The organism is Nostoc edaphicum CCNP1411 (assembly GCF_014023275.1).
GTDB classification, from domain to species: Bacteria; Cyanobacteriota; Cyanobacteriia; order Cyanobacteriales; family Nostocaceae; genus Nostoc; species Nostoc edaphicum_A.
This window is the reverse complement of record NZ_CP054698.1, coordinates 374,151-398,547: the sequence shown is the minus strand read 5'-3', so window position 1 is coordinate 398,547 and position 24,397 is coordinate 374,151. Positions and strand designations below refer to the sequence as shown.

The following is a 24,397-nucleotide window of genomic DNA, read 5'->3' as shown; positions in this document are numbered from 1 at the left end:
TCTTTAATATTGCTTGTCTATTATTCTCTGGGAAAAATATTTTGATTAACTCTATCGTGAGGTTCTACTACAATAATTGTATTGTGTATATACTTGACTCGTCAATAATTCTCGTTGTTTCAGACTTTGCCAAGCTATAACTTTTGTATCTCTTTTGAGTGTACGGTTACCTGGTTTAGTTTCTCAGCGATCGCAGTTAAGTTAGTTGAGATATGCCAGCCTTAAATCATCGCTCCACCAAAATAATCATACAAGCGATCGCTAATCAATATCATTCCTGTTCTAAAATCCTTTCTATATCTTGCCCTGCATAGAGAATCCGCACAACTTCAATGCTTTCATGTTGCTCAAAGTAAAAAATTAGATACTTTTTAAATCCCTTAACAGCCCATTTACGTAAACCTTGTAAACGAAGATTATCCACGGGATAACGGCTACCCATTCCAGGCATTCTTCCTAACTGTGCAAAAGTTTCTCTTACAGAGTCAAAAAATAAAAGAGCCGTGTCGGGGTTTTCTTGGGCAATGTAAGCAAAATAATCATCAATATCTAAACTGGCTTTGGGTGTAATGATTATCCGCTTTGTCATTATTTCTCTTGATGCAGGTGGTTTATCAAGTTTGTGCGTTTTTGCTGCCACCATTCATCATTAACTTCTATTGCTTCTCCACTTTCAAGTCCTGCAATTAAAAGTTCTTCTATATGTTCTTGCATCTTGCGTTTTTGGTCTTGGGTGATTAACTCTTGTAGATATTCGCTAACTGAACCGTAGCCACCTTGAGCCACTTGTTCTTCAATAAAGGCTTTCATCGACTCAGGCAAGGAAATATTAATATTACTCATAACCTTGGTAGTTAGGTTAAACTATTTTTTCCATCTTATCAAGGTTGTTAGGCGTTGTCTTTGAGGAAACGTTTAGCAATCGCACCTTGGTTGATGAGAAAATAGCGATGCCTTCTCTTCGAGAGACTTCGCCAACGGCAACATCTTCGACGATCGCTCAAAACTACTAGATTGCAAACTCTATCGCCTGGACTCGCTCTTTTAATTACGAATTATTTTTTTAGCCAATCGCCACAGCAGAGAAAACGGGAAAATTAATATCGCCTTTAACGTTTGCACAAACTGACCTAACCGACGTTTCCAGATAGCACGGGGAGTAGACTGGCGTTGTAGGATTGCTAGATTTTCTCGAATTGTCGCTGTAGTGGGATGATTAACGCCTAACACCCGTTGGCACATTGCCAAAGCATCAATGTAAAGAGGTTCGGCATCGCTGTACCGCCCTTGGCTATCGTAGAGTACTGCTAAATTGTTCAAGCTAGTAGCGACATTGGGATGGTCGCCAGCAAACAGGCGCTTTGTCATTGCCAAAGCATCAATCAAGAGAGGTTCGGCATCGTTGTACCGCCCTTGGCTTTTGTAGAGTGCTGCTAAATTGTTCAAGCTAGTAGCGACATTGGGATGGTCGCCAGCAAACAGGCGCTTTGTCATTGCCAAAGCATCAATCAAGAGAGGTTCGGCATCGTTGTACCGCCCTTGGCTTTTGTAGAGTGCTGCTAAATTGTTCAAGCTAGTAGCGACATTGGGATGGTCGCCAGCAAACAGGCGCTTTGTCATTGCCAAAGCATCAATCAAGAGAGGTTCGGCTTCGTTGTACCGCCCTTGGCTTTTGTAGAGTACTGCTAAATTGTTCAAACTAAAAGCGACATAGGGATGGTCGCCAGCAAACAGGCGCTTTGTCATTGCCAAAGCATCAATGTAAAGAGGTTCGGCTTCGCTGTACCGCCCTTGGCTTTTGTAGAGTGCTGCTAAATTGTACAAGCTAGTAGCGACATTGGGATGGTCGCTAGCAAACAGGCGCTTTGTCATTGCCAAAGCATCAATGTAAAGAGGTTCGGCTTCGCTGTACCGCCCTTGGCTATTGTAGAGGAAAGCTAAATTGTTCAAGCTAGAAGCGACATCCGGATGGTCGCCAGCAAACAGGCGCTTTATCATTGCCAAAGCATCAATCAAGAAAGGTTCGGCTTCGCTGTACCGCCCTTGGCTATAGTAGAGTGCTGCTAAATTGTTCAAGCTAGAAGCGACATCCGGATGGTCGCCAGCAAACAGGCGCTGTCTCATTGCCAAAGCATCAATGTAGAGAGGTTCGGCTTTGCTGTACTGCCCTTGGCTATTGTAGAGTGCTGCTAAATTGTTCAAGCTAGAAGCGACATCAGGATGGTCGCCAGCAAACAGGCGCTTTGTCATTGCCAAAGCATCAATGTAGAGAGGTTCGCCTTCGCTGTACCGCCCTTGGCTATCGTAGAGTACTGCTAAATTGTTCAAGCTAGTAGCGACATTGGAATGGTCGCCAGCAAACAGGCGCTTTGTCATTGCCAAAGCATCAATGTAGAGAGGTTCGGCATCGCTGTACTTACCTTGGCTATTGTAGAGTGCTGCTAAATTGTTCAAGCTAGTAGCGACATCCGGATGGTCGCCAGCAAACAAAGATTGGCAAACATTTACGCAATCCTCATAACAAAGTTCTACTAATTGATATAATCCTTGTCCTTCGTAAAATCTTCCTACCTTTACAAATACCCAAATTACTTCATCGCTGGGGACTGATGCTAAAGAAATTATCTGTGTCTCTTTTGCTTCTTTTATCTCTGCAATTATGCGTTTACCCAGGTCTTCGAGATGGGGAACGATATCTCTGATGCTTTCAATTTGCTCAGAAGTAGGTGAACCAGGAAGGATTTGGGCAACGGTTATCATGGCGGTGGCGAAGGTTGTTTCCAAAACTGATTTCATCTCGCCGGCATCGGCTAACTCCTCTTGCAAAAACCACCGCACTAAGGCATGAATTTTATAACATCTTTCTCTCTCTTCTACCAGTTGTAGCAAGTTGCGCCCGTAGAGTTGCTTTTTAGCTGCGTTTAATTCATCTTTTGACCAAGTTAGCTGTCTTTCTTCCTGATTTTTTGCTTCCTTTCCACCTGTCGCTACCCAAATAACCAATTCCCAAAGAATCAGTGCAGGAGAAAATAAACTCAAAAATTTTCCTAGTTGTTGCGCCAGTGGGTCGAGTTCTTCCCAAGTTAAAGCAAAGGCGGCTTTGACCCCCAATTGAGTTGAGTTGAGAGTTTCCCGGTCTTGTAAAGCTGCTTCTGCTAATTTACGTTCTTGCAATCGCCCAAACATGATATCTAAAGATATGTCCGGGTCGCGTACTAAATAACCTCCCACTAACTCTATCCCCAAGGGCAAATATTCCAGACATTCACATATTGCTGTTGCAGCTTGTGGTTGGTTTTCGACTCGCTTATCTTTTTCGCCCAACAGTCGTTTTAACAGTTCTAAGGCTTTACCTGGTTCTTTTTGGGGCGAGAGAACATCTAAGGGAATCTCTTGAATAAAATTCGGGTCTAAATGCCGCAGTCGAGTAGTAATTAAGACTCGGAAGCAATTATTGTTGGGAACGACTTGGCGGAGGTTGTCTAAATCAGTTACATCATCAAAGATGATTAAAATCGGCAAGGGAGAGTCGGGATATTTAGACCAACACCAGGCGACTTGTTCTTTAAGGCTTAAAAGTCTTCCTCCTAATTCTTGGGGAATCTCCAAACCAAACTGCAACTGAAAAAACTCTAAAACTTCGGCGGCGAGATTGGTTTCTCTGTCGTTAAACCAGGTAATCCCGCCATAATCTTGTTGATATCGTCTAGCGTATTGGGTGGCTAATTCAGTTTTGCCCACGCCACCCATTCCCGCTATTGCTACATAATTTCCGCGCTGCAAGTCTTCATGTACCGTTGTCAGTTCCGTTTCTCGGCCGACGAAATGGACGGAACCGCGATAAGGAATAGATTTTGTGGGAGTTAACTGTTTTTGCCCCTCAATAATTTGAGTGCCAATGGAAGCTTGACCACCAGGAGCGACGTAAACACCAATTTTTTCGGCAAACTTCCCAGAGTCTTCAGCCATACATAGTTAAATCTTGCTGTTCACAAAAACTGAAAGACCTCTCTCCGAAATTGCTATGCGTATACACTAGTCCTTTTGACCCCCTCTAACTCCCCCTTGGCAAGGGGGAGAACAGGATATTTCCCCCCTTTGCAAGCTACGGTGTACACACAAGTTATCGAATCACTACCAGTCCTCGAATTACCCCACCCTAACCCTCCCCGATGCATTGGGGAGGGGAACTAGATTTTCTATTTCCCCCCTTGGCAAGGGGGGATTAAGGGGGGTAATTAGACTTGTGTATACACCGTAGCCTTTGCAAGGGGGGATTAAGGGGGGTAAATCTAGGATTTAGGCTTCATTACCAAGATGTGTGTACACCGTAGCCGAAAGGTCGAGAGGCTTTGAATCTTACTCCCCTTCCCTTGTAGGGAAGGGGTTGGGGGTTAGGTCACACGATAACTAATAACTGCTGATAATTTAAAAGGACATATTTTCAATATTTCCTGTTCCACCTGGCATAACAACCTGACCAATTTTGTCTGCCAATTTCTCTAGGTTAGGCATAGCCAGAATTTCTGCAAGTTTAGGATTTGGTTCTGCTTTTGCTGCTTCTGCCAATTCTTTGACTACTTGAGCCACTTCAGGATTAGCTTTAGCCGCAGATTCCACTTCTAGTAAAGCTTTCCATAGTCAAGTGGTTGCTCTGGCGCTTTCTCAATCGCAACTACAGTCTGGGGAGACTGTTTTTTGAGGGTGACGAGAAACTTACCAGTCTTATCCCATAAAACTTCACCTACTTTTTCGCCCGTTTTTTCTAAGGCTTTGGTGGCTATTATAGTGCCAACAGCGATCGCCGCAGTTTCAAGTATCATATCCTGCCTTGACTATGTGTATCTTATTTATTTATTACCACACCGCTTTTGTTATAAATTTCGCAATTTAAGTTAAAAAAACCTAGATTATCACCACTAACATTGCACTTTAAGTTACTAAAATAATGAGTTTAGTTACCACCGCTACGATTTTTGTTATAAACATCATTATTTTTGTTACATTGTTACGAGTTTGTTACTAAAGTAACGAGTTTAGTTACCACCACTACGATTTTTGTTACAAACATCATTATTTTTGTTACATTGTTACGAGTTTAGTTACCAGCACTACAATTTTCATTACAAACATCATAATTTTCGTTGATATTGCTGAGTCTATAGTTACATTAGATACTAATATTTGTGGATTTTACCCAACCAAAATTAGGCTTTAGTAGGGCAAGCTAGCTCTAGAACACCATAAAAAGAAGATAATTATGCCTCGGCAAAAGCGTACATATCGCGTTCTAGAGAAAGCTGAATTGAGAATCGCCGGACTCAAAGCAATTGATCCCAGCATGGATTTTGGGGATGCTCGAAACTTGCAAAATCTTACACAAATAATTCAGCAGTACCGTAGCAAAATAGATGCTTATAATACTACTCTGGCTGTGATTGACTCTTACACAAATGAGATGAAAGAGTTGGAAACAACTTTGAGCGACTTGACTGGAAAAATGCTCCTTGGAGTTGCCTTTAAGTACGGCAAGGATAGCCGTGAATATGAAATGGCGGGTGGTGTTCGCAAAAGCGATCGCATTCGCAAAAGCACAGCAACACGCTTAAGGGCAACTCCAGTGGTATCATAATGTTTCTTAGAGGATACACGAACTGAATAAGGAAATAAACCAAGTAGAACAGGTTTTATGGGTAGGAATTGGCTGTAAACGGGGAACTTCATGGCAGTTGATTGATTGGGCGGTTGAGGAAATCTTTCGAGAAAATCAACTTTTTCCAAGTGCGATCGCAGGGATTGCTACCATTGACAATAAAGCCTCGGAAGTTGGCTTAGTAGAATTTTGCCATCTACGCAATTTGCCCCTAAAAACCTTTTCTGCGGAAATCCTTGGCTCTGTCTGTGTCCCCAACCCTGCCACAATTACCAACCTCAAAGTAGGTACACCTAGCGTAGCAGAGGCAGCTGCTATTCTTGCAGCCGCTCAACTCACATCGTTGACTGTTTTTCCCTTCACAAGTATGGAGCAATTACCCGTAAGGTTTTTAGTTCCTAAACAAATTTTTCAGCTACAAGGGCAAGCAGGAGCAGTAACATTAGCTGTTGCCCAAGCTTCAAATATTAGTATTACAGAATCTCACTAATTTTCTAGGTAGCAACTCTCAACAAATAGTTAATTATGCTAGAAACAATTGCTAGCACAATTGAACCTAACAAAGCAGGTAAAAAGCCCTGAATTTCAAAACCAGTACCAGGAGTTAGGGCACTTGCCAGCCAAAGAGTTAAGGCGTTGATCACTAATGTAAATAAACCAAAAGTGAGTAAGGTAATCGGAAACGTCAAAATCCGCAAAATTGGTCTAATAAATGCATTAACCAGACCAATAACAAGGGCAGCGACCAAGGCAGTCACAAAATTCTTGATCAGGAATCCCGGAACGATATTAGCAGTAAGAAATAACGCCACCGCAGTACCGAGCCAAGTTAATAAAAAGTGTTGCATAAGTCTTTTTAGAGGAATTAGCAGTAAGTTTAATTAATTTCACTATTGCCAGTTGTGATCCATAACACTATCAGGTGTCGCTGTACTTGACTCCTAAAGTTGCCATCATCTTTTGTCAGCCTAAAAGCAATGTAATTTTTCAGTGTTGGCAAGAGAGATACTTCTAATCAGTGTATCTTTATCGTATTGCAGGATGTACCGCAGTGAATTCATAAAAAATGGTGTGAATCGCAAAACCCCTACAGAGGTTTCTCGGTTTAGAGAAACCTCTGTAATTAGGGATTTCCAAAAAATAAATTATCCAGTTTTGTCCGATGGGCATATTGCCCGTATCTTTAGTTACTGATGACTCAATACTGCTCGGTTAAGGATTTTTAACTCGGAATTGGGTTTGGGGAAAAGGTTAAAGGGTAAAGGTTAAAGGTTTTTTCTTTCCCCTTTCCCCCGCCCCTTATCCCCAGAGGGGGTCCCACCTTCCCCTTTTCCCCAAAACCCGACAAGTATTGACTGATGACTAAGATGCCAATACGGTTCGGTTAAGGCTTTTTGATGAAAATTTTAGATCACAAAGACGCGATTTATCGCGTCTTTTGCCTTAACTTGAAGAGTAAGGATACGGTTAACGCCGCAAAAGAACCTCCCAGGTAGAGCCACCAACTACGCCGTCAGCTTCTAAGCCATAGCGCTTTTGTGCAGCTTTTACAGCAGTTTCCGTTGTCACGCCAAAGTCTCCATCGGCATCGCCTTTCAAGAAACCAAGCTTTTTCAGTTGTTGTTGCAACTTTACAACTTCAGAACCACGTAATCCTATACGCAAAATAGGTAATCCTTCTGAGGTGTATTGAATACCAGGGGTTCGCTTGGTAGTTGTGTTTGACTGAGTTCGAGTAGTTGATGTAGTACGATTTGGCGTTTTCTGTGTGCTTGAAGTTGTAGCTTTTCTTGGGGTGGCAGGTCTTGGTTCAGGGCTAGTCGCAACTGGTCTTACAGCTTGTCTTGGAGTCGCAGGTTTTGGTTCAGGGCTAGTTGCAACTGGTCTTACAGCTTGTCTTGGAGTTGCAGGTCTTGGTTCAGGGCTAGTCGGAACTTGCGTTACAGCTTGCCTGGGGGGGTTGGGGTTAGGATTTGCAACATTAGTGAGGTTGCTAGCTTGGGTTGGGACAGGAAAATTTGTAGCTGAGTTAAATCTTGGCTGGGATGAAGGGACTGTTGATGCTGCTACTGGTTCTCTAGGAAAAAGTCGTTGCCAAGTGCTGGCATCAACAATGCCATCTGGATTCAAGCCAGCGGCTTGTTTAAATCGGGAAACAGCGCTGGCTGTATTCTCACTATATGTACCATCTACAGCACCAGAGTAAAAACCCAAAAGTTTTAGAGCTGCTTGAAGTTCAGCCACACGTTCGCCTTGGCTACCAACTTTAAGGATAGGGCGGTTGATGCTATTTCCAGGGTTTACTTGGGCAATTTTTTGCGGTGCTGCTATCGATACTACAGCCGTTGAGGCAATGAGCAGAGGCGTAGTGGAGAACAAGAGTATTTCAATGGCTGATAAAGATTTAGACCTCTTTGGCCACCAACCCTTTTGCCGTTTTTCCATTCTACAGCGGTTTACAGTTGGGTCTAGTAATTTTAAGTAACTCAAAATACTTGCTGTCAAGCTGCTTTGCATGGAATTTACTCCCAGAATATTCTCATGCTAATGGTACAGCCGCTTGGTCTAAAAAACAGCTGCTTCATTTTACGATGTCTTTGCTGGGCTACGCGCATAATCCCATAGGCTTGCTCTCTAACCCTTCTCAAAAAGTAGGGTTAGAGAGCAAGCCTATGATGCGATCGCACGATTAATTGCTTCTTCTTGCCCAACTAAAGACAAGTAAGGTTCTTTTAAATACTTACAAGCTGCGGCGATCGCATCCTGGGCACTCACAGCCGCAATCAATTCTTGAAATCTGGTGTCAAAATCAATTCCTAATCCCAAAATTTCATACCAGCCGTATATCTGAGCAATTTGCCCATTCGTTTGTTTACCCAAAGCATATTGCCCCAAAATTTTATTTTTCGCAGCCTGGAGTGCGCTTTCGGATACTTCGGTCGTTGAGAGTAAATCTACTTCTGTACGCAGCCCTTCTAGGGCAATGCTGGTATTCTCCGGTGCCGTACCGATATAAACCACAAAGGAGGCTGGAAATAGCCTTGTGGAGTAAAAAGCGGATACTTCATAAGCTAAACCTCGTTTTTCCCGCAATTCCACAAACAAGCGACTAGAAAGCCCATTTCCCAAGTAGGTACACAGCAACTTCAGTGGGGCATAGTCAATAGAACTCACCGATGTTCCCAAATAACCGAGCATCACAATTGATTGTTGTGTCTGTACTGGCTTTACTCTTACCTGCGGTTCTACCTTAATCTCAGGTAAATTCAGTATTGGCAGTGCTTGGGTTGTAGGTTGCCAATCACCAAAAACTTCTTCCACCAATGCCACGGCATCTGTAGGTGTAACCCTACCAGCAATACTAATTACTACATTGTCTGGACGGAAATAAGTTTGGTGATACTCTACTAAATCCTCACGAGTTAAGCGACTCATGGTGGTTTCATCTCCCAGCACTGACATAGAGTATGGGTGATTTTGGTACATGACCTGCCGCATTTGTTCAAAGGCGACGGTGAACGGTTGCTCTTTTTGCGAACGAATATCTTGGAGTGCTAGACGCCGTTCTAATTCCACTTGAGTTTCGGGAAAAGTAGGCGATCGCAAAATCCGCCCTGCCAATGTTAAAATTTCCCCAAAATCGGATGTTACCGTTTTGAAAGATAGCAAAAAATAATCAGTGCCAGCATCCGCACTTAAACTCGCCCCTACAGACTCGACGATTTCTGCAATTTCCAAGCTAGAAAGTCCATCGCATCCCTTTGTCATCACTGCCGATAACAAATGTGCCAACCCTGCTAGCTCCCGGTTTTCGTTACAACTACCGGCACGCACAAAAATTCGCGCTGCAATAATGTCCGCAGCCGGATTTTCTGCCACCAGCACGACAATGCCATTGTTCAAGACGGTGCGATGCATAGGCGATTTTTGCAGCAAGGTTGTCATTTATCATTTGTCCTTTGTCATTTGTCATTTGTCCTTTGTCATTCGTCATTTGTCATTCGTCATTTGTCATTTGTCAAAAACTAATACCCCATGCCCAATGCCCCATGCCCAATGCCCAATACCCAATACTTAACACGGTTTAAGTACAGTAACCGCGTAATTCTCCGGCGAGAGATACTGTTTAGCTAATTTTTGCAGTTCTTTGGCATCAAAAGACTGAATCTGTTGGGGATATGTCACAGCTAATTCAGCTTGGGCGATGGTATTGTAATATCCATAAAGCCCTGTAAGTTGATTTGGCGTTTCGGTAGAAAATGCATACTCATTACATAGCAGCCTGCGTGTACGGGCAAGTTCCTGTTCACTAATTCCTCTAGTCTGCAAATCATCCAAATGAGCGCAAATCAAGGACTCTACTTCCTCCAGATTTTCTGGTTCCAACCAGGCAGTAATTGTAAATAAACTTGATTCTCGTTGTAGAGAAAAACTACTGTAAATTCCCTGTACCAATTGCAAATCTTCTCGCAAATCGCGCACTAAACGCGAAGTCCGCCCTTCTGCCAATAACACTGACAACAAATCTAAACCGTAGCCAGTGCGAATTTCTTCTACTCCTGGTACAAGCCACGCCATCAACAATCGCGCTTGCTCTATGCGTGGTAAACACAGTTCTTGGCGGTGAATTCCTGTTATTACTGGCTTTGCCACTTTCTCAAACTGCGGACAATTCGAGCGTTCGGCAAAATCAGCAAAGGAATGATTTACCATTTCCAAAGCTGGTTTCTGGCCTATACCTCCGGCAATTACCACCGTCATGTTTTCCGGCTGATAGTGAGTGCGGTGAAAACAGCGCATTGCTTCTGGCGATTGCTGCATTAGTTCTTGCTCAGTACCCAATACCGAACGTCCGTAAGGGTGATGCGGATAGATGCTTTGAATCAGCGCTTGAAATCCTATCCAGTCGGAATCGTCCTGACAAGAGCGAATTTCTTCTAGTACCACATCTCGTTCGCGGCTAAATTCATCTTCTGGAATTGCCGCATTCAGCAAGAGTTCTCCCAAGTAGGGCAGAGTATCTTTTAAATAAGGGGCAGCTGTGGTGAGTGAATAATGAGCATAGTCATAGCTTGTCGCCGCATTACTGACGCCACCCCGGTTTTCAACTTTGGAATCGAACATCCCAGGGGGTAGCATTGCCGTACCTTTAAAAATCATGTGTTCTAAAAAGTGCGCCATACCGAACCACGGTTTTGGCTCTAGGCTGGCTCCAGCACGCACCCAAACATCCGCCACAACTACAGGAGTGGTGGGAATTTCTTGATGAATAAAAGTTAAACCACTCTCTAGTCGGAAGACTGAGGCTGGAAATACGGTATTAGTTAGTTGTTTTAACAATTTTTGTAGCTTTAACCACAATTTGACGCAATTGTGTCATCTTAACTCTGAACGATACCTAATTTAGAATCAAGTTATACAGATTTGTAGAATTATGCTATTGCTGTTCTCCGCACTACCAAAAAGTTAGGAGTGTTATGCATTGAGAGAAAAATCGCGAATTAGTTAAAACACTGGAATCTCAATGACAAATTCTGTTCCTTCGCCAAGCACAGAATTGCAACTCAACCGTCCATTATGGGTTTCTTCGACAATTTGACGAGCGATCGCGAGTCCTAATCCTGTTCCCTTCCCAACTTCTTTTGTTGTAAACAGGTGATCAAATATCCGCGATCTAATCTCCTCTGGCATCCCTTGACCGTTATCTTTGATGCGAATTACCACCATGTTTTGCTCACTGGATACTTCGCTGTGAATCAGTATTTGGTGATGATTGGCTTGCGCTTGGGCAAAAGAAAGCCCCTCGCAAGAAGTATCTAAGGCATCAATGGCGTTAGCGAGGATGTTCATAAATACTTGATTTAGCTGTCCTAAAAAGCACTTAACTGGTGGTAATTTTCCATATTCAGTGATGACTTCAATTGCTGGACGTTTTTCGTTAGCTTTGAGGCGATACTTCAAAATCAACAGGGTACTCTCAATCCCTTCATGGAGGTTACAAGCAACTTTTTCGGTTGTATCGGCTCTGGAGAAGGTGCGGAGGCTGATGCTAATATCTTTGATCCTTTCTGAAGCCACCTTCATTGAGCCTACTAGCTTTGGTAAGTCTTCAGTCAAGAATTCTAGGTCAATTTCTTCGCCATGCTCAATGACTGCGATCGCCGGATTGGGATGATGTTGTTGATAGCATTGGATATGGGCGAATAAGTCTTGAATATACTCTTCGGCATTGTTAAGGCTGCCTTTCAAAAATCCAATGGGATTATTAATTTCATGTGCCACCCCAGCAACTAAATTGCCCAAGGTTGCCATTTTTTCGTTTTGCACCATTTGTAATTGGGTATGCTCAAGTTCTTGTAGCGATCGCTCTAACTGTTGGGCATAATTTTGAGATTCTTGATAAAGACGGGCATTTTCTAGAGAAATGGCAGCTTGAGCGCATAGCAGTTGGATAACTTCTAGGCGATCGCTTGTAAATGCACCAATTGTCAACTTATTTTCCAGATATAGTAACCCGATTAATTGGCCATGACGCAAAATCGACGTACACAACACACTTTTGGGTTGTTCCTGCATGAAATATTGGTCAGTAATAAAATCGTTTTTTGCTGTTGCATCATCCAGCACCACAGTTTTTAAGCTGTGTTTGACATAGTTTACCAATGCGATCGGAATGTTTTGGCTGCTTGACAATGGTACAGATACTATAGTAACTCCTTCATTGATGGTAGCTACAGCTTTAACCACTAAGTTGCCCTGTTCGAGTACAAGTAGGGCAGCTTTTTTCGCTCCAGCATTTTCCATCACCACTTGCAAGAGGGTAGTGAGCAATTGCTCTAATTGAATTTCACTGGAGAGAGCTTGTGAGACTTTAAAAATGGTGGCAAAATCGAGGGCTTCCGAAATACTGCTGCTAGAAAGGTTTGTGTGGATGGTTTGATGTGGGAATGATGATCCATCGACGGTTGAACTCAGTTGAAAGTGATTAAATTGCGCTTGTAAGATGAGAGCAAGAAGTTGAGGATAGCGTTTTTCTAAGTCTTCAGTTTTGGCTTTAGCGCCCCAACGAGCATAGCAGTAATAAGCTTCTTGCATATAAACTTGGGCGATTTTTTCTTTGCCCCAGTCGAGGTAGAACTTGGCAGCTAACTCATTGCTCAAGGCTTCTTCTTGGATATATTGGTTTTCTTTCGCTAGAGTTATGGCGCGATCGTATAATTCTATTGCTGCTATTTTTTCACCTAAAACCCGATGCCGTTCGGCTTCCACCAAATCATATTTGTGTTGGAAATTCATCGGTGCAAATTTGGCTCGAAACTGCAATTTTTCCTGGTTTTCGCCAACCTTTAAGAGTAATTGTTCTTGTTGAGATGGTTCAGCCGTTGGATAGACAGCCAGCCGAGACAGAGAATCGTAATAGTAGAAAACAGGCACAGATAGCATTCCTGCGCCACCATCGAGGTATTGCTCTCCCTGATTTCCATTTTCAACTGCTGCCGGAAAATTCTCAAACAAATAACTAAGTGTTAACTTACTTAAGAAAAATATATGTAGTGTTAATTCGTCCTTTTCTTGGAGGAGCGCAGATAAGAGTTCTTCTTCTTGACAATCTTCACCAATCAGGGAGTCTGGATAGTCGCTATACTCGGTGAGATTTTTAATGGTTTGAGAGACGATATTAGACCAATTTAATAAGCGTTGATTTTTGGCATAATTAGACTCGTAGGCTTTGATATCTGCTAAGATAATTTCCAAAACTTCTGTGCCACTTAAATAGACATAGAATAACTTAAAAATCATCGATGCCAGCACGTGAAAAAAATCGCCTGTTTCTAATCCAAGACTATGGGATTCCTGTAATAAACTAATTGAGGTGCGAATATGTTGTTTATTAAATTGATTCAATGCACCCACCTTAAATAGAGTCATGCTTTGAACAGATTTTGCTTGAAGTCTATCCACAAGCATTAAACCTAGCTGGCCAAATTCGTAGCCTGACTCAAGTTGGTTACAAATATTAAGTACAATTCCAAAATCTGCATATCCTGGTGCAGAAAGTGGTGCATTGCCGTATTTAAGAGATAAATTCACCTCTTCGCAGGCAATAATTGGGAACAGATAAGGGGCAGTTTGGTGGATGGCGGGAGCAATGCTAGCCATAATCCGCAAAGCAACCAAAGCTTTGATATCATCCATCAATGGCAAATCAACTAAGCCCTCAATACTTCTGCCAGCCAAGGTGGAGAGCGTGTTGACTACATATTGCTGAATGTCTGGAGGTGTTACTGATTCAGGTAATGTTACCCCAAGTTGAGCCAGCAGTTCACGCCCAGTTGCGATCGCTTTGAATGATTGATTCCGCACCTGATAAGCTTGGAGTTGCACTTCATAAACTTTTACTCTATCCAGTAAGGTGGTTGTTTTTTCGATGACAACCTGGATTAGAGATTCCATTTGCTCAAATTCATTGTTGAGAAAGGCTGCTTCGGCAGCTTCTTCGTATAAACTTAGAGTCAATTCGTAGGCGATTTCCCAACTATTAATCGGTAGCAGTTGAATTCCAGAATAGAAGTAATGAATTGCTGCACTATAAGCGGTAGATTCTTTCGCTTTTCGACCAGCATTCAGATTTAACTGAGCTAATTGTTGACGTTCAGTCGGTTGGATAATTAGTAGTATTCCTCGATTTAACTGACTAACAATCTCGAAAATTCGCTCCTCTTGCTGTGATTCAGAGGTATTTTGTAAGAGTAATTGACCAATTTTAAGATGGGTAAATTGTTTCTCTTCATCTGGGATTAGAGAGTAAGCCGCTTGCTGCACCCGGTCATGTAAAAATTTGTAGATAGGGACTTGGAAATTAGAATTTAAGGGGTTTGAGTCAGAATTATGTTCATTATCTTGAAAAAATTTATAAACTTCACTAGTAGGTAAAACTAACCCTTCTTGCAAAGCTTTCCATAAAGATGCTGCTGTTTCGGTTTCCGATTGTTCAGAAACAATTGCTAAGGTTAGCAAATCAAACTGGTTGCCAATACATGCAGCTAATTTCAACACATTTTGCGTTGCATCTGGCAACTTTTGCAACTGTAGCGCTACGAATTCTACGACATCATCGGTAAGGGCAAGTGCTTTCACAGCAACAAGATCGCATTGCCAGTACCCTAGCTCGGAATTAAAAGTAATCAGCCCATCTTCATATAATACTTTGAGAAAGTGGGTTGCAAAAAATGGATTTCCTTGAGTTTTTTGATAGACGAGTTGCGTTAGGGGTTGAGCAGTTTTACTCGAACAACTCAAGGTATCAACCACTAATTGATTTAAACTAGCATTACTTAACGGAGCTAAAGTAATGCTGTTAATTGTCGCATTGGCTTTACGAATCTCCGCTAAAGTCAACATCAACTGATGCGCGGTAGATACTTCATTGTCTCGATAAGCCCCAATTAAAAGTAAAGAGCCACTTCCTGACTCGCTCATCAACAACTGTATAAATTTGAGTGATGCAGAATCAGCCCACTGCAAATCATCGAGGAAAATTACTAATGGATGTTCTTTTGTGGTGAATATCTGAATGAACTTTTGAAAGAGTAAATTGAAGCGATTCTGGGCTGCACTCTGTGAAAGTTCCGTTGCAGGTGGTTGTTGACCAATAATTTGTTCTAGTTCAGGAATTACCTCAAGAATGACTTGCCCCTCATCCCCCAGCACTTGTAAAATTTTATTTTTCCAAGTTGACAATTGGACATCACTTTCACTTAGTAATTGTCCCATTAAGTCTCGAAAAGCCTGCACAAAAGCAGAGAAGGGAATATTCCGATTAAATTGGTCAAATTTGCCTTTAATGAAGTAGCCCCGCTGTCGGACAATCGGTTTGTGAACCTCGTTAACAATTGCTGTTTTACCGATACCAGAAAAACCAGCTACCAACATTAATTCTACCCCCCTTAGTCCCCCCTTGGTAAGGGATTCAGGGGGGTTGGTAACGCGTTCAAATGCTTTGAGCAGAGTTTCAACTTCATGCTCGCGACCATAGAGTTTTTCTGGGATAATAAAGCGATCGCACACATCCCGTTGAGCAATTGGGAAACTTACAATTTTCCCCGTCTCCTTGAGTTGAGCTAAACAATTTTCTAAATCATATTTCAGTCCTAATGCGCTCTGATAGCGGTCTTCAGCATTTTTCGCCATCAATTTCATCACAATGTCACAGAGAACTTGAGGAATCTCTTGCCTATTCCCTGTCCCCTGTCCCCTCTCCCCTAAAAGTGGTGGAAGTTTGGCAATATGACAATGTACCAATTCCATTGGTTCGTGTGATTGAAATGGTAATTGCCCTGTTAGTAATTCGTAAAAAGTTACACCCAGAGAATAAAAATCAGTCCGGTAATCAATCCCCCGATTCATTCTTCCAGTTTGCTCTGGAGACAAATAGCCAAGTGTCCCTTCTAATACATTAGGACTCATGAGGCTTTGAGTTTCTCGTGGCAATAAAGATGCAATACTAAAGTCAATTAACTTAACTTCTTTAGTTTCTGGATGAATTAAAATATTGGCAGGTTTAATATCTTTGTGAACGATCCGAGAACGAATTAGAATATCTAATGTATTGCACAGTGCGATCGCTATTTGTAAAAACTCAATGAGAGCTTGTGGTGTTTCCCCTATTCTTCTATTCTCTTTTCTATCTTGCCACTGCTTTAGAGAAATTCCCCCAAAGTCTTCCATCACTAACACATAGCCATTCTGATAGGGTTCCAGACTATAGGTTTGGATGATTCCAGGTAGATTCAAATTTTTGGCGATGGTGAACTGGTTGCGAAACTGGATCAATTCGCTGAAACTGGGATAAGCGGTTTTCATCAGCTTAATCACCACAGACTTTTGATCAGTTTCTCGATTAGCGCGATAAACCAAGGTTCGAGAACCGTTGTAGAGTTCTTTGCTAACGTGATATCCGGGAATGCTGACCATAGGGCTTAATTCTTGAAACCTCAGTATCTAGGTTTCCCAAAAACATGGCAATCTTTACTGTCAAGTTTGCTTATTTTAAACTGATTTAATTGAAGAAGAATACAGAATTCAGAATTCAGAATAAATCAGTGGGGGATTCAGATCCGCCATAGAATTGTTGCACACCAAATTTTCAATTTGGTGGGGTCTTAAACCCAGTTATTCAGACACGACTCGAAAATACTCGCTAAACCTTAGCTATCCACTTTTTCGTACAGAATTCATTCTGTTAGCGGATAGCTAAGGTTTAGCCCATTCTGACTCTTGACTCCTGAATTCTGTTAGATAATTAAAGCTCCCAAATTCTAACTGACTTTGGGAGCTAATAATTTTAAGTTCACCGCGACGCCGTTTTACCTAAGTTTATGACCTGGGTTTATCCAGGTGGGAACCTAAATTCCTCGTTTAAAGTTTCCGGGTACATGCCCGGTATACTGCCACGAGAACAGTTGACTCCCTTGTCATTAAAGGCATAGATCAAAAAACTTGATGGCAGTCACCAACGTCGTAGTGCAACTCACTCATTATAGCTTTTCAAAAGATGTTGTGTGTTCAATATCAAAAGTTTCTGCTCAATTTACCTGGGATACCAGATAGATTCTATGGTGTGGGCGATGTCGTTGGCGTATGCAGTCGCCGATTCTTGATTTTGATTATCCAGCAAAACAGTGACATGTCCCAACTTTCGCCCAGGTCGTGATTCTGTCTTCCCATACCAGTGAACATGCGCTTGGGGAATCTCCGCTATTTGTTGACGCTGGCTTTGGTAGTCGCTGTGAGAATTTTCATACCCCAGCAGGTTGACCATCACAGCACCAGTACACTGCAAAGCTGGATTTCCTAAAGGTAAACCACAAACGGCTCTGAGGTGTTGCTCAAACTGAGAAGTTTCGCAAGCGTCAAGAGAAAAATGCCCAGAATTGTGGGTACGGGGCGCAATTTCATTTACCAGGATTTTGCCATCAGCCCTGAGAAATAGCTCAATTCCAAAAATTCCCACTACTTCTAGGCTATTTAATAGAGTATGTGCGATCGCTTGGATTTCTGCTACTTGATTGGGCGTAATCTCGGCTGGTGCAATCACCCGCCGACACACTTGTTGTTCTTGTTGGGTTTCCACTACTGGGTAAGTGACAATTTCTCCCTCCACAGAACGAGCTGCAATTATTGCTAGTTCTCTTTCAAAAGGGACAAATTCTTCTAACAAGAATAGTGATTGATTTAAAGTCTTTGTTGTGCTTTCATCACTTAACTTTTGTTCTAAAATAGCAAAATCCTGAATTATGAAAGTACCTTGACCATCATAACCATGACGGCGAGATTTCAAAACTACTGGAAAACCTAGATATTCTATTTTTGATTTGATATTTTCCACCTCGTCAAGGGCGAAAAATTGAGGAACTGGTAAGTCCAAGTCGCGTAAATAGCAACGCTGATGATATTTATCTAAAAGAGGAGCTAAAGCTTCTAATTTTGGACGGAAACAAACGCCTTGCTGTGCTAAACCAGATAAAGCTTGCAGGTTAACAAATTCGTTTTCAAAGGTGATGACATCGCATTTTTTAGCTAATATTTCTGTAGCACTTGCATCATCAACTGGCGCGAAAACAGTTTCCTGAGCGATTGACACGGCCGGGTCGTGAACGCTTGGAGTTTGTACTATTAATTCTACTCCTAGCTTCTGTGCTGCATCCGCCATCATCCAGGCAAGTTGTCCACCACCAATTACACCAACACGTTTCATTGACATCCTAAAGAATCACGAGTTTGCACGCCTGTTTTGGAATTCACACCACTGGCTTTCGCGCACAGTTCTTTGATTTGCGCCCTATCCAAAATTGCATCTGTAAAATCTGCACCGTCTATATTCACATCATTAAAGATGGCGCGGAGCAAAAGAGCTTCTTTGAAAACTGCATCGCTCAAGTCTGCCTTAGTCAAGTTTACCTGATCAACCATTGCATTCGTTAAATCCGCTCCGTGGAGATTTGCTTTTGTCATCACCGAAGCGCTCATGACTGCTCCCCGTAAGTCAGCGTTTGAAAAGTTAGCCAGTTCCATATTGGCGTTAGAAAACTCCGCTGCTTGCAAGCTTTCACCAGAAAAATCGCGTCTTGACAACTCTGCATTGCTAAATGAAAGGGGATGAGTCCAGTCTACTGCCAATGCGGGATCAGCCACGCACCAGATAATAATTCCGAGAAGGAACGCCAACCCTTGGTGCCAAAATTTATCGAGAGCTAATTTGGTGTCTAATCGCTGCATTTTATTACCGCATTTGAATATTAGTAAGACTGGATCATCCTAATTGAGACTCGCAGCCTGACTACTGGACTTGGAGAACGTGTATTTCCGTTGCTTAATATTTTGTAACGCAAAAAGAGCATCAGCTTCTCACCTTGAGCAAAATTATCCGTGCTACTTGAGGTAGAGAGCAGCAATTTGCGATCGCACTAAAATTAAATATCGCGACAATAGATCACAATGACTAAGTATAAATTACCTGTCACAGCAAGCAAGCTTTAGCAAAACATAGATGGGGAGCATAACCTATCGCTTTTGATGCAGGTAAAACTTAAGATTTCTAACTCTAAAGGAATAGTTTAGCTGGATAAAGCAATCCATATAACGAACTCTGTCTACGCTTATTGATTTGTTCACAATTCTTTATTCTTAGATTTAAATTTCAGGATATAAAGAGTTTTATTGAGCAGTAATACTCACCAACTTATTTACGTTTCTTGACTTTCAATTTCTCAAGTAAAGTTTATTGTCTTTTAAATTCAACAGCCCCGATCAACTGTTAGTCTTTTAATTAATGAAAGCAAGGTTTGAGCGTAATTATATGCGTCTCAATTGCTTAACAAAGCTTAAAAGTTGGATAATTAGCGTTAATTTTATAGCGATTAGTTAGTTCTTCAGAAATCTCCAAGAGTTTACATTCACCAAGTACACAACTTTCACAAACCAAACTCCGAAACCCGATGATGAATCATTACTCACTTCAATGGATTGAGGCATGGTGCCAAGAAAATGGCTGGACAGATTTATTTGTCGAACGACGTAACAACTTCTGGGCTTTCCCTCCGGGTGGGGTAATGCCAGAACCAATCCCAGTTCATGTTCTTAGATTGATTAAAGCCGAAAAAGGACTGACTATTGAAGAACGACTGTGGTCGATGTCAGCAGTAATTGGCACAATCCTAGCTATTCTTTTTACCTTTTGGTTTCACTCGCCGATGCCATTAGTTTTAGCTTTTGCTTTGAACGCCGTTACGGTAGCTCAATTTGAACTTGAAGATGCCTAAATTCTTATTTTGGGCTTTGCGATTAAAAACTGCTCTTGTCTACTTTCGGCAAGAGCAGTTTTTAATTTAATGATTTGTATAGCAGCCGTCTAGTCTATTCGGACATAACAATTAGAAATCACTAACACTTAAGATCAGCTAGCAGGTACAGCTATTTTACTGTGTTTATTAACGTAGTCCACAAATAATTCCTTCAATCGGGGACTAACGCCAGCGTGTTCAAAGAATCCAAAGCCCAGATTCCTCGCTTTTGCTAAGGTTTCCTCTGGTGTTAATCCTTCCTGGATAGCGATACTCAATAGCGCAATTCCAGTTGATCGCATCCCGGCGGCACAATGCACAACCGCTGGTTTCGGGATTTGTTCGAGTGTTGTGAGGATTTTGGTAATCACTTCTTCATTCAAATTTTTCAGATCCACCTTGAGTGGAACATTTTGATAATACAGCCCCAATGCTTCCGCGACTTTTTGCTCATCCTTAGAAAATCCTAGTTCATCAGGCGATCGCAAATTTAAAACGGATTTAAAACCTTCTTGGATAGCTTGCTCAAGCTGTTTTGGTATGACTTGTCCTGTAGTTGTCAAGTTTTCGTTAATCTGTATGGCGTTGATCACATTCACTCCTTTTGACTTTCTAATGTCTTCCAGCTTGGTAAATACTCTAATGAAGCAAGCTTTAAGAAGAAGATATTCAAATAAAAACGGCAAAATTAGCCAAATATCAAAAGATATTGCCTGATTACTTCAAAATCTGTCTTTTGAAGTAGGTTATTTTATTGCTTTATCCATAATATACGGTTTGTCGATAGAATTAGTGATGATTAGAGCTTATTATACTTTTTGCCGATAAAATTACCGTAGGTTATATTTCAGGAGTTATACAATTAGGCAAGTTGGGGGAGCAATTGAATCAGAATTTTCATGAATCAGGTATAAATTCATGACTGTTATAGAAGAAATTTCTTCTATATCCATTGGTAATGCCAAGATGAAAGTTCATACAAAATTGGTATTAGCTCGTCTTCCGCTTTAGGCTTGCCGCATTCCCGCGCTATCATCTGAGAAAGATAAAACTGTTGTGATCATGGGGAGGTCTTTCTCACTTCAGGAATTCCAACAACGAAATCATCCCGTAGGATAGACAGGCAAGAACCCTGCTTGATAAAAATATGGGAAAATTTTTGGGAAATCCCTCAAGACTCAGGACTCGCTACTTATCTGCTCACTCAGGACTCAGGACTCTTTATGTTAGCAGGCACAATTTTGCAGGATGGAAAATATACCCTAATTCAAGAAATAGGGCGGGGTGGCTTTGGCATTACCTTTAAAGCTACGCATCACTACTTGGGTCAGGAGGTGGTGATGAAAACCATCAATGAAAGGCTGCGACAACATCCTGATTTTGCTAAATTCGAGCGCCAATTCCAAGATGAAGCTAGACGATTAGCTACGTGTATTCACCCAAATATAGTCAGAGTTAGTGACTTTTTTGTGGAAGCTGGACTGCCTTATATGGTGATGGAATACATTCCTGGCGAAACCTTGGGAGACGCATTTGTATTACCAGGAATACCTTTGCCAGAAGCCACAGCAATTCATTACATCCGGCAAATTGGGGCAGCGTTGCAGGTAGTACACAACAATGGTTTGTTACATCGCGATGTCAAACCAGATAATATTATCCTTCGCTTTGGAACGCAGGAAGTAGTATTAATTGATTTTGGCATTGCCAGGGAATTTAATGGGGGTGTGAGGCAAACTCACACAGGTCTGGTTTCTGAAGGGTATTCTCCCATTGAGCAGTATTTGACGCAAGCGCCACGTACACCCGCCACAGATGTTTATGGTTTAGCAGCAACCTTGTATGCACTATTAACAGCCCAAGTTCCCATACCAGCATTATTGCGCGATCGCGAACAAATGCCTTCCCCCCGTGAACTGCAACCACATTTGAGCGCTGCTGTCAACCAGGCGGTAATGCGCGGTATGGCGGTAGAGTCTCGTTTTCGGCCAGCGACAGTTGCAGAGTGGCTGCAATTGCTACCTGGAAATGGGGTGAATGGAACACCGCAAGTTTTACCCACTTACGCAGTGCCAACTGTTAATTTATCTGCCCAGCAGGCAGCAACTCTAATTGGGAAAACTGGCCAAAATCGTAATCATAGACCATCTGCGTTGGCGCAGCCTAACCCAGGCATCGCTAAGGAACCTGTACTGGCTAAAAAGCTGGGGTCATCTCAGGTATTTATTGGTATAGGTGTAGCCCTAGTTGCTGCTACAGCAGGTTTTGGAATCACGAGCATATTACCCAAATCTCAGCAGCAGCCAACTGCAAAGCCGCTTTTTGAACAACCCACTCAACAACCAGACGCGAAAGTACCTGACTTCAATAGTACATCGTCATCTCCGGGTGAAAACACTAACACCACCTCAAAAACCGAATCAGCACCCGCCTCTAATTCCAAACAGCGTCGGCGTAATCGTCGTTCTTCCCAAGAAGAATCTCCCCGTAGCATCCCTACAGAAGAATCACAAAGCGGCAATTCTGAAGAATCTACACCTTCACCTAGTGTTTCACCCACACCCTCGCTAGTGGAGAAACTACGGGCAATCCGCTCATCTCGGAATGCTTCTCCCGCACCCTTGCCCCAAAATAACTTACCCGCTTCTAATCAAGATTCTGTATCTCCTCAACCCGTGAGTCCGTCAAACCCTGTGGTTATACCACCATTGCCACCAAAGGAATCCAGACAATCAGATCCTTCTGCTGTAGTAGTACCAACACTAGAAAAGCAAAATTAACCAACTAATATTCAACCCCAGAACGTTCAAAAGTTTGAGGAAAAGCTACAAAATCAATAACTAGTTAATTTTGGATTTTGGTGAAGCAGCGCGATGAATCCAGCATAGTACTGGCTCCTCTTAACGAAATACGAATTACGTTATAGCGATTACCAGTTAAGTGAGGTACAGATAATATTTTGAAACGCAAAGTAAAGCGCAGAGGTACGCAGAGATTTGTAACTCAGCAGACAAGGAAACGCTATAGCGCAGCGTTAGCGTTAGCGAGTCATCGAGCGTCCGCAGGAGCGTCATTACGAATTACGAATTCTTTTAAAGAGGGTTAGCGAGGAGCAAGCCTATTTTGTACAACAACTTCCCCTTTCTTATTAATCTTCACCGGATTCTTGGGAAAAGCTTGATTATTCAAATAACGCATAAGTTTAACAGTCCGAAAACTCTGATCAATCTGAGGGATTCCCTGTCTATCCATCCGAACAGGAATAATTTTACTTGATACCAAATCTCCTGCCGGGTTGAGTTTAACTTCTAAAATCATTGAGTCACCTGTTTGAGCATTTGTAGATAAAGTCCGATATCCTAAAAAGTTTCCTAAAGAATAGGCAATGATTTTTCCTTTATAAATTTCCATCGCTCTCGGAACGTGAGGCCCATGTCCTAGTACTAAGTCTGCTCCCGCATCAATCATGTTTCGAGCAAACTTGATCGAATTACCTCGGTTTTCTCCATAAAAAAACTCTGTCTGATTCTTAACGTGTAGCGCCCCCGTTCCTTCGGCTCCAGCGTGCATAGAGACTACTACAATATTGGCTTTATTTTTGGCTTCTGCTATGAGTGCTTGGGCTGCTCCTAAATTATGAATGGAATTATACATTTCATAAGGAGAAAACCCAACCATCGCTACGGGGATATTGTTAGCTTCCAAATAAAGAATTTGATTTTTATGACCTAATGTTGCAATGCCTACAGCCTCAAGATTTTTCTTTGTATCTTTGAATCCTACAGGGCCGAAGTCCATTGCATGGTTATTCGACATATTGAACACATTAAAACCAGCCTCAGCAAATAGCTTGGCGTATGCAGGTGGAGAGCGGAAGGCAAAAACTTGGCCTCGACTAATATCTTTGGCAGTATAGGGATGATTAGTTAGACTACTTTCAAAATTACCAAATAAAATATCAGATCCTTGCAAGTGAGTTCTCACTGATTTTGGTAATAATTTATCTCGAAAACGAGGTAATCTATGGTTGGGGAAATTAGTGCCGGGAATAATATCTCCAACGGCTTTGATGGTAATAGTATTTGGAAAGGTTTTTTGTTCTGTTGTTGATGGCGTAAGTTCAGGGATAGCTAATGGAAATTGCACCGGCTCAGTAGGTGTAGTAGCAGCGTTTAATCGCTGTGATTGTCCAAGCCGGATAATGACTCCTATACTAATACCCAGATATAAACAAATGCTGATAAAACTAAATGAGAGTACTCGCCCCAGACTGCGATCTACCATCGTTCACTCCTCACACGATGGCATTAGTTTATCCCAATTATCCCAAAAAACTGTGTTGGCTGTGTATATTTTAGTGTTTTTTGGGAAATACTTGACTAAGTAAGCACTGAAACATCAT

19 protein-coding genes and 1 other RNA gene are annotated in these 24,397 nt (G+C 42.0%); 5 read left to right on the top strand and 15 right to left on the bottom strand.

The features are described 5' to 3' along the window. Window positions 1-271 precede the first annotated feature (271 nt). Window positions 272-589: a type II toxin-antitoxin system RelE/ParE family toxin gene (locus tag HUN01_RS04450; RefSeq protein ID WP_181930258.1), complete on the bottom strand. Its 318-nt coding sequence runs from the start codon at window positions 587-589 to the stop codon at window positions 272-274. Then, window positions 589-843 carry a type II toxin-antitoxin system ParD family antitoxin gene (locus tag HUN01_RS04445; RefSeq protein ID WP_181930257.1) on the bottom strand — a complete coding sequence of 85 codons (255 nt, stop codon included), beginning with the start codon at window positions 841-843 and terminating at the stop codon, window positions 589-591. The genes HUN01_RS04450 and HUN01_RS04445 overlap by 1 nt, the downstream gene beginning before the upstream one ends. Before the next feature lie 44 nt (window positions 844-887). Here HUN01_RS04445 and HUN01_RS35960 point away from each other — a divergent pair, with 44 nt between their 5' ends. Continuing rightward, on the top strand, window positions 888-1,013 hold the full coding sequence (locus HUN01_RS35960) for a hypothetical protein (protein WP_257798105.1): 126 nt from the start codon (window positions 888-890) through the stop codon (window positions 1,011-1,013). 31 nt (window positions 1,014-1,044) lie between these two features. Here HUN01_RS35960 and HUN01_RS04440 read toward each other — a convergent pair whose 3' ends face one another. From HUN01_RS04440 to HUN01_RS36495, 3 genes are all read right to left on the bottom strand, one after another. After that, on the bottom strand, window positions 1,045-3,969 hold the full coding sequence (locus tag HUN01_RS04440; protein WP_181930256.1) for a tetratricopeptide repeat protein: 2,925 nt from the start codon (window positions 3,967-3,969) through the stop codon (window positions 1,045-1,047). Between the two features lie 459 nt (window positions 3,970-4,428). Further along, complete coding sequence (locus tag HUN01_RS36500) at window positions 4,429-4,620, bottom strand: hypothetical protein (protein ID WP_420832771.1); 192 nt, start codon at window positions 4,618-4,620, stop codon at window positions 4,429-4,431. Window positions 4,621-4,622: 2 nt separating this feature from the next. Then, window positions 4,623-4,823, bottom strand: coding sequence for a hypothetical protein (locus tag HUN01_RS36495; protein WP_420832770.1), 201 nt, complete (start codon window positions 4,821-4,823; stop codon window positions 4,623-4,625). 437 nt (window positions 4,824-5,260) lie between these two features. Between HUN01_RS36495 and HUN01_RS04430 the strand changes: the two genes are divergently transcribed. After that, window positions 5,261-5,632 carry a hypothetical protein gene (locus HUN01_RS04430; RefSeq protein ID WP_181930255.1) on the top strand — a complete coding sequence of 124 codons (372 nt, stop codon included), beginning with the start codon at window positions 5,261-5,263 and terminating at the stop codon, window positions 5,630-5,632. Window positions 5,633-5,645: 13 nt separating this feature from the next. Beyond that, entirely contained in the window at window positions 5,646-6,143 is a 498-nt protein-coding gene (locus HUN01_RS04425; RefSeq protein ID WP_420832806.1) for a cobalamin biosynthesis protein, read from the top strand. Window positions 6,144-6,147: 4 nt separating this feature from the next. Here the strand turns inward: HUN01_RS04425 and HUN01_RS04420 are convergent, their stop codons facing one another. The 8 genes from HUN01_RS04420 to HUN01_RS04385 form a co-directional block, all read right to left on the bottom strand. Next, on the bottom strand, window positions 6,148-6,501 hold the full coding sequence (locus tag HUN01_RS04420; protein ID WP_181930254.1) for a phage holin family protein: 354 nt from the start codon (window positions 6,499-6,501) through the stop codon (window positions 6,148-6,150). A 619-nt stretch (window positions 6,502-7,120) separates the two neighbouring features. Next, window positions 7,121-8,170, bottom strand: a complete 1,050-nt coding sequence (locus HUN01_RS04415) for a peptidoglycan-binding domain-containing protein (protein WP_181930253.1) — start codon at window positions 8,168-8,170, stop codon at window positions 7,121-7,123. A 153-nt stretch (window positions 8,171-8,323) separates the two neighbouring features. Further along, window positions 8,324-9,598, bottom strand: a complete 1,275-nt coding sequence (locus HUN01_RS04410) for a M16 family metallopeptidase (RefSeq protein WP_181930252.1) — start codon at window positions 9,596-9,598, stop codon at window positions 8,324-8,326. A gap of 129 nt (window positions 9,599-9,727) precedes the next feature. Beyond that, entirely contained in the window at window positions 9,728-10,993 is a 1,266-nt protein-coding gene (locus tag HUN01_RS04405; protein WP_181930251.1) for a M16 family metallopeptidase, read from the bottom strand. Between the two features lie 165 nt (window positions 10,994-11,158). Further along, a complete protein-coding gene (locus tag HUN01_RS04400) occupies window positions 11,159-16,627 on the bottom strand; it encodes a trifunctional serine/threonine-protein kinase/ATP-binding protein/sensor histidine kinase (protein ID WP_181930250.1) in 5,469 nt (1,822 codons plus the stop codon). A gap of 372 nt (window positions 16,628-16,999) precedes the next feature. Then, a non-coding RNA gene (gene ssrS, locus HUN01_RS04395) (6S RNA) lies at window positions 17,000-17,183 on the bottom strand. Window positions 17,184-17,243: 60 nt separating this feature from the next. Continuing rightward, a complete protein-coding gene (locus tag HUN01_RS04390; RefSeq protein ID WP_181932554.1) occupies window positions 17,244-18,410 on the bottom strand; it encodes a 5-(carboxyamino)imidazole ribonucleotide synthase in 1,167 nt (388 codons plus the stop codon). Further along, a complete protein-coding gene (locus HUN01_RS04385; RefSeq protein ID WP_181930249.1) occupies window positions 18,407-18,931 on the bottom strand; it encodes a pentapeptide repeat-containing protein in 525 nt (174 codons plus the stop codon). The genes HUN01_RS04390 and HUN01_RS04385 overlap by 4 nt, the downstream gene beginning before the upstream one ends. A 719-nt stretch (window positions 18,932-19,650) precedes the next feature. Here HUN01_RS04385 and HUN01_RS04380 point away from each other — a divergent pair. Further along, window positions 19,651-19,974 (top strand): slr1957 family protein, encoded by a 324-nt coding sequence (locus HUN01_RS04380; RefSeq protein ID WP_181930248.1) that lies wholly within the window; start codon window positions 19,651-19,653, stop codon window positions 19,972-19,974. 134 nt (window positions 19,975-20,108) lie between these two features. Here HUN01_RS04380 and HUN01_RS04375 read toward each other — a convergent pair whose 3' ends face one another. Continuing rightward, a complete protein-coding gene (locus tag HUN01_RS04375) occupies window positions 20,109-20,588 on the bottom strand; it encodes a protein tyrosine phosphatase family protein (protein ID WP_181930247.1) in 480 nt (159 codons plus the stop codon). A gap of 630 nt (window positions 20,589-21,218) precedes the next feature. On the opposite strand from HUN01_RS04375, the gene HUN01_RS04370 reads away from it, so the two are divergent. Continuing rightward, window positions 21,219-22,775 carry a serine/threonine-protein kinase gene (locus HUN01_RS04370; protein ID WP_181930246.1) on the top strand — a complete coding sequence of 519 codons (1,557 nt, stop codon included), beginning with the start codon at window positions 21,219-21,221 and terminating at the stop codon, window positions 22,773-22,775. A gap of 322 nt (window positions 22,776-23,097) precedes the next feature. Here the strand turns inward: HUN01_RS04370 and HUN01_RS04365 are convergent, their stop codons facing one another. Next, window positions 23,098-24,279, bottom strand: coding sequence for a CapA family protein (locus tag HUN01_RS04365; RefSeq protein ID WP_181930245.1), 1,182 nt, complete (start codon window positions 24,277-24,279; stop codon window positions 23,098-23,100). Window positions 24,280-24,397 lie beyond the last annotated feature (118 nt).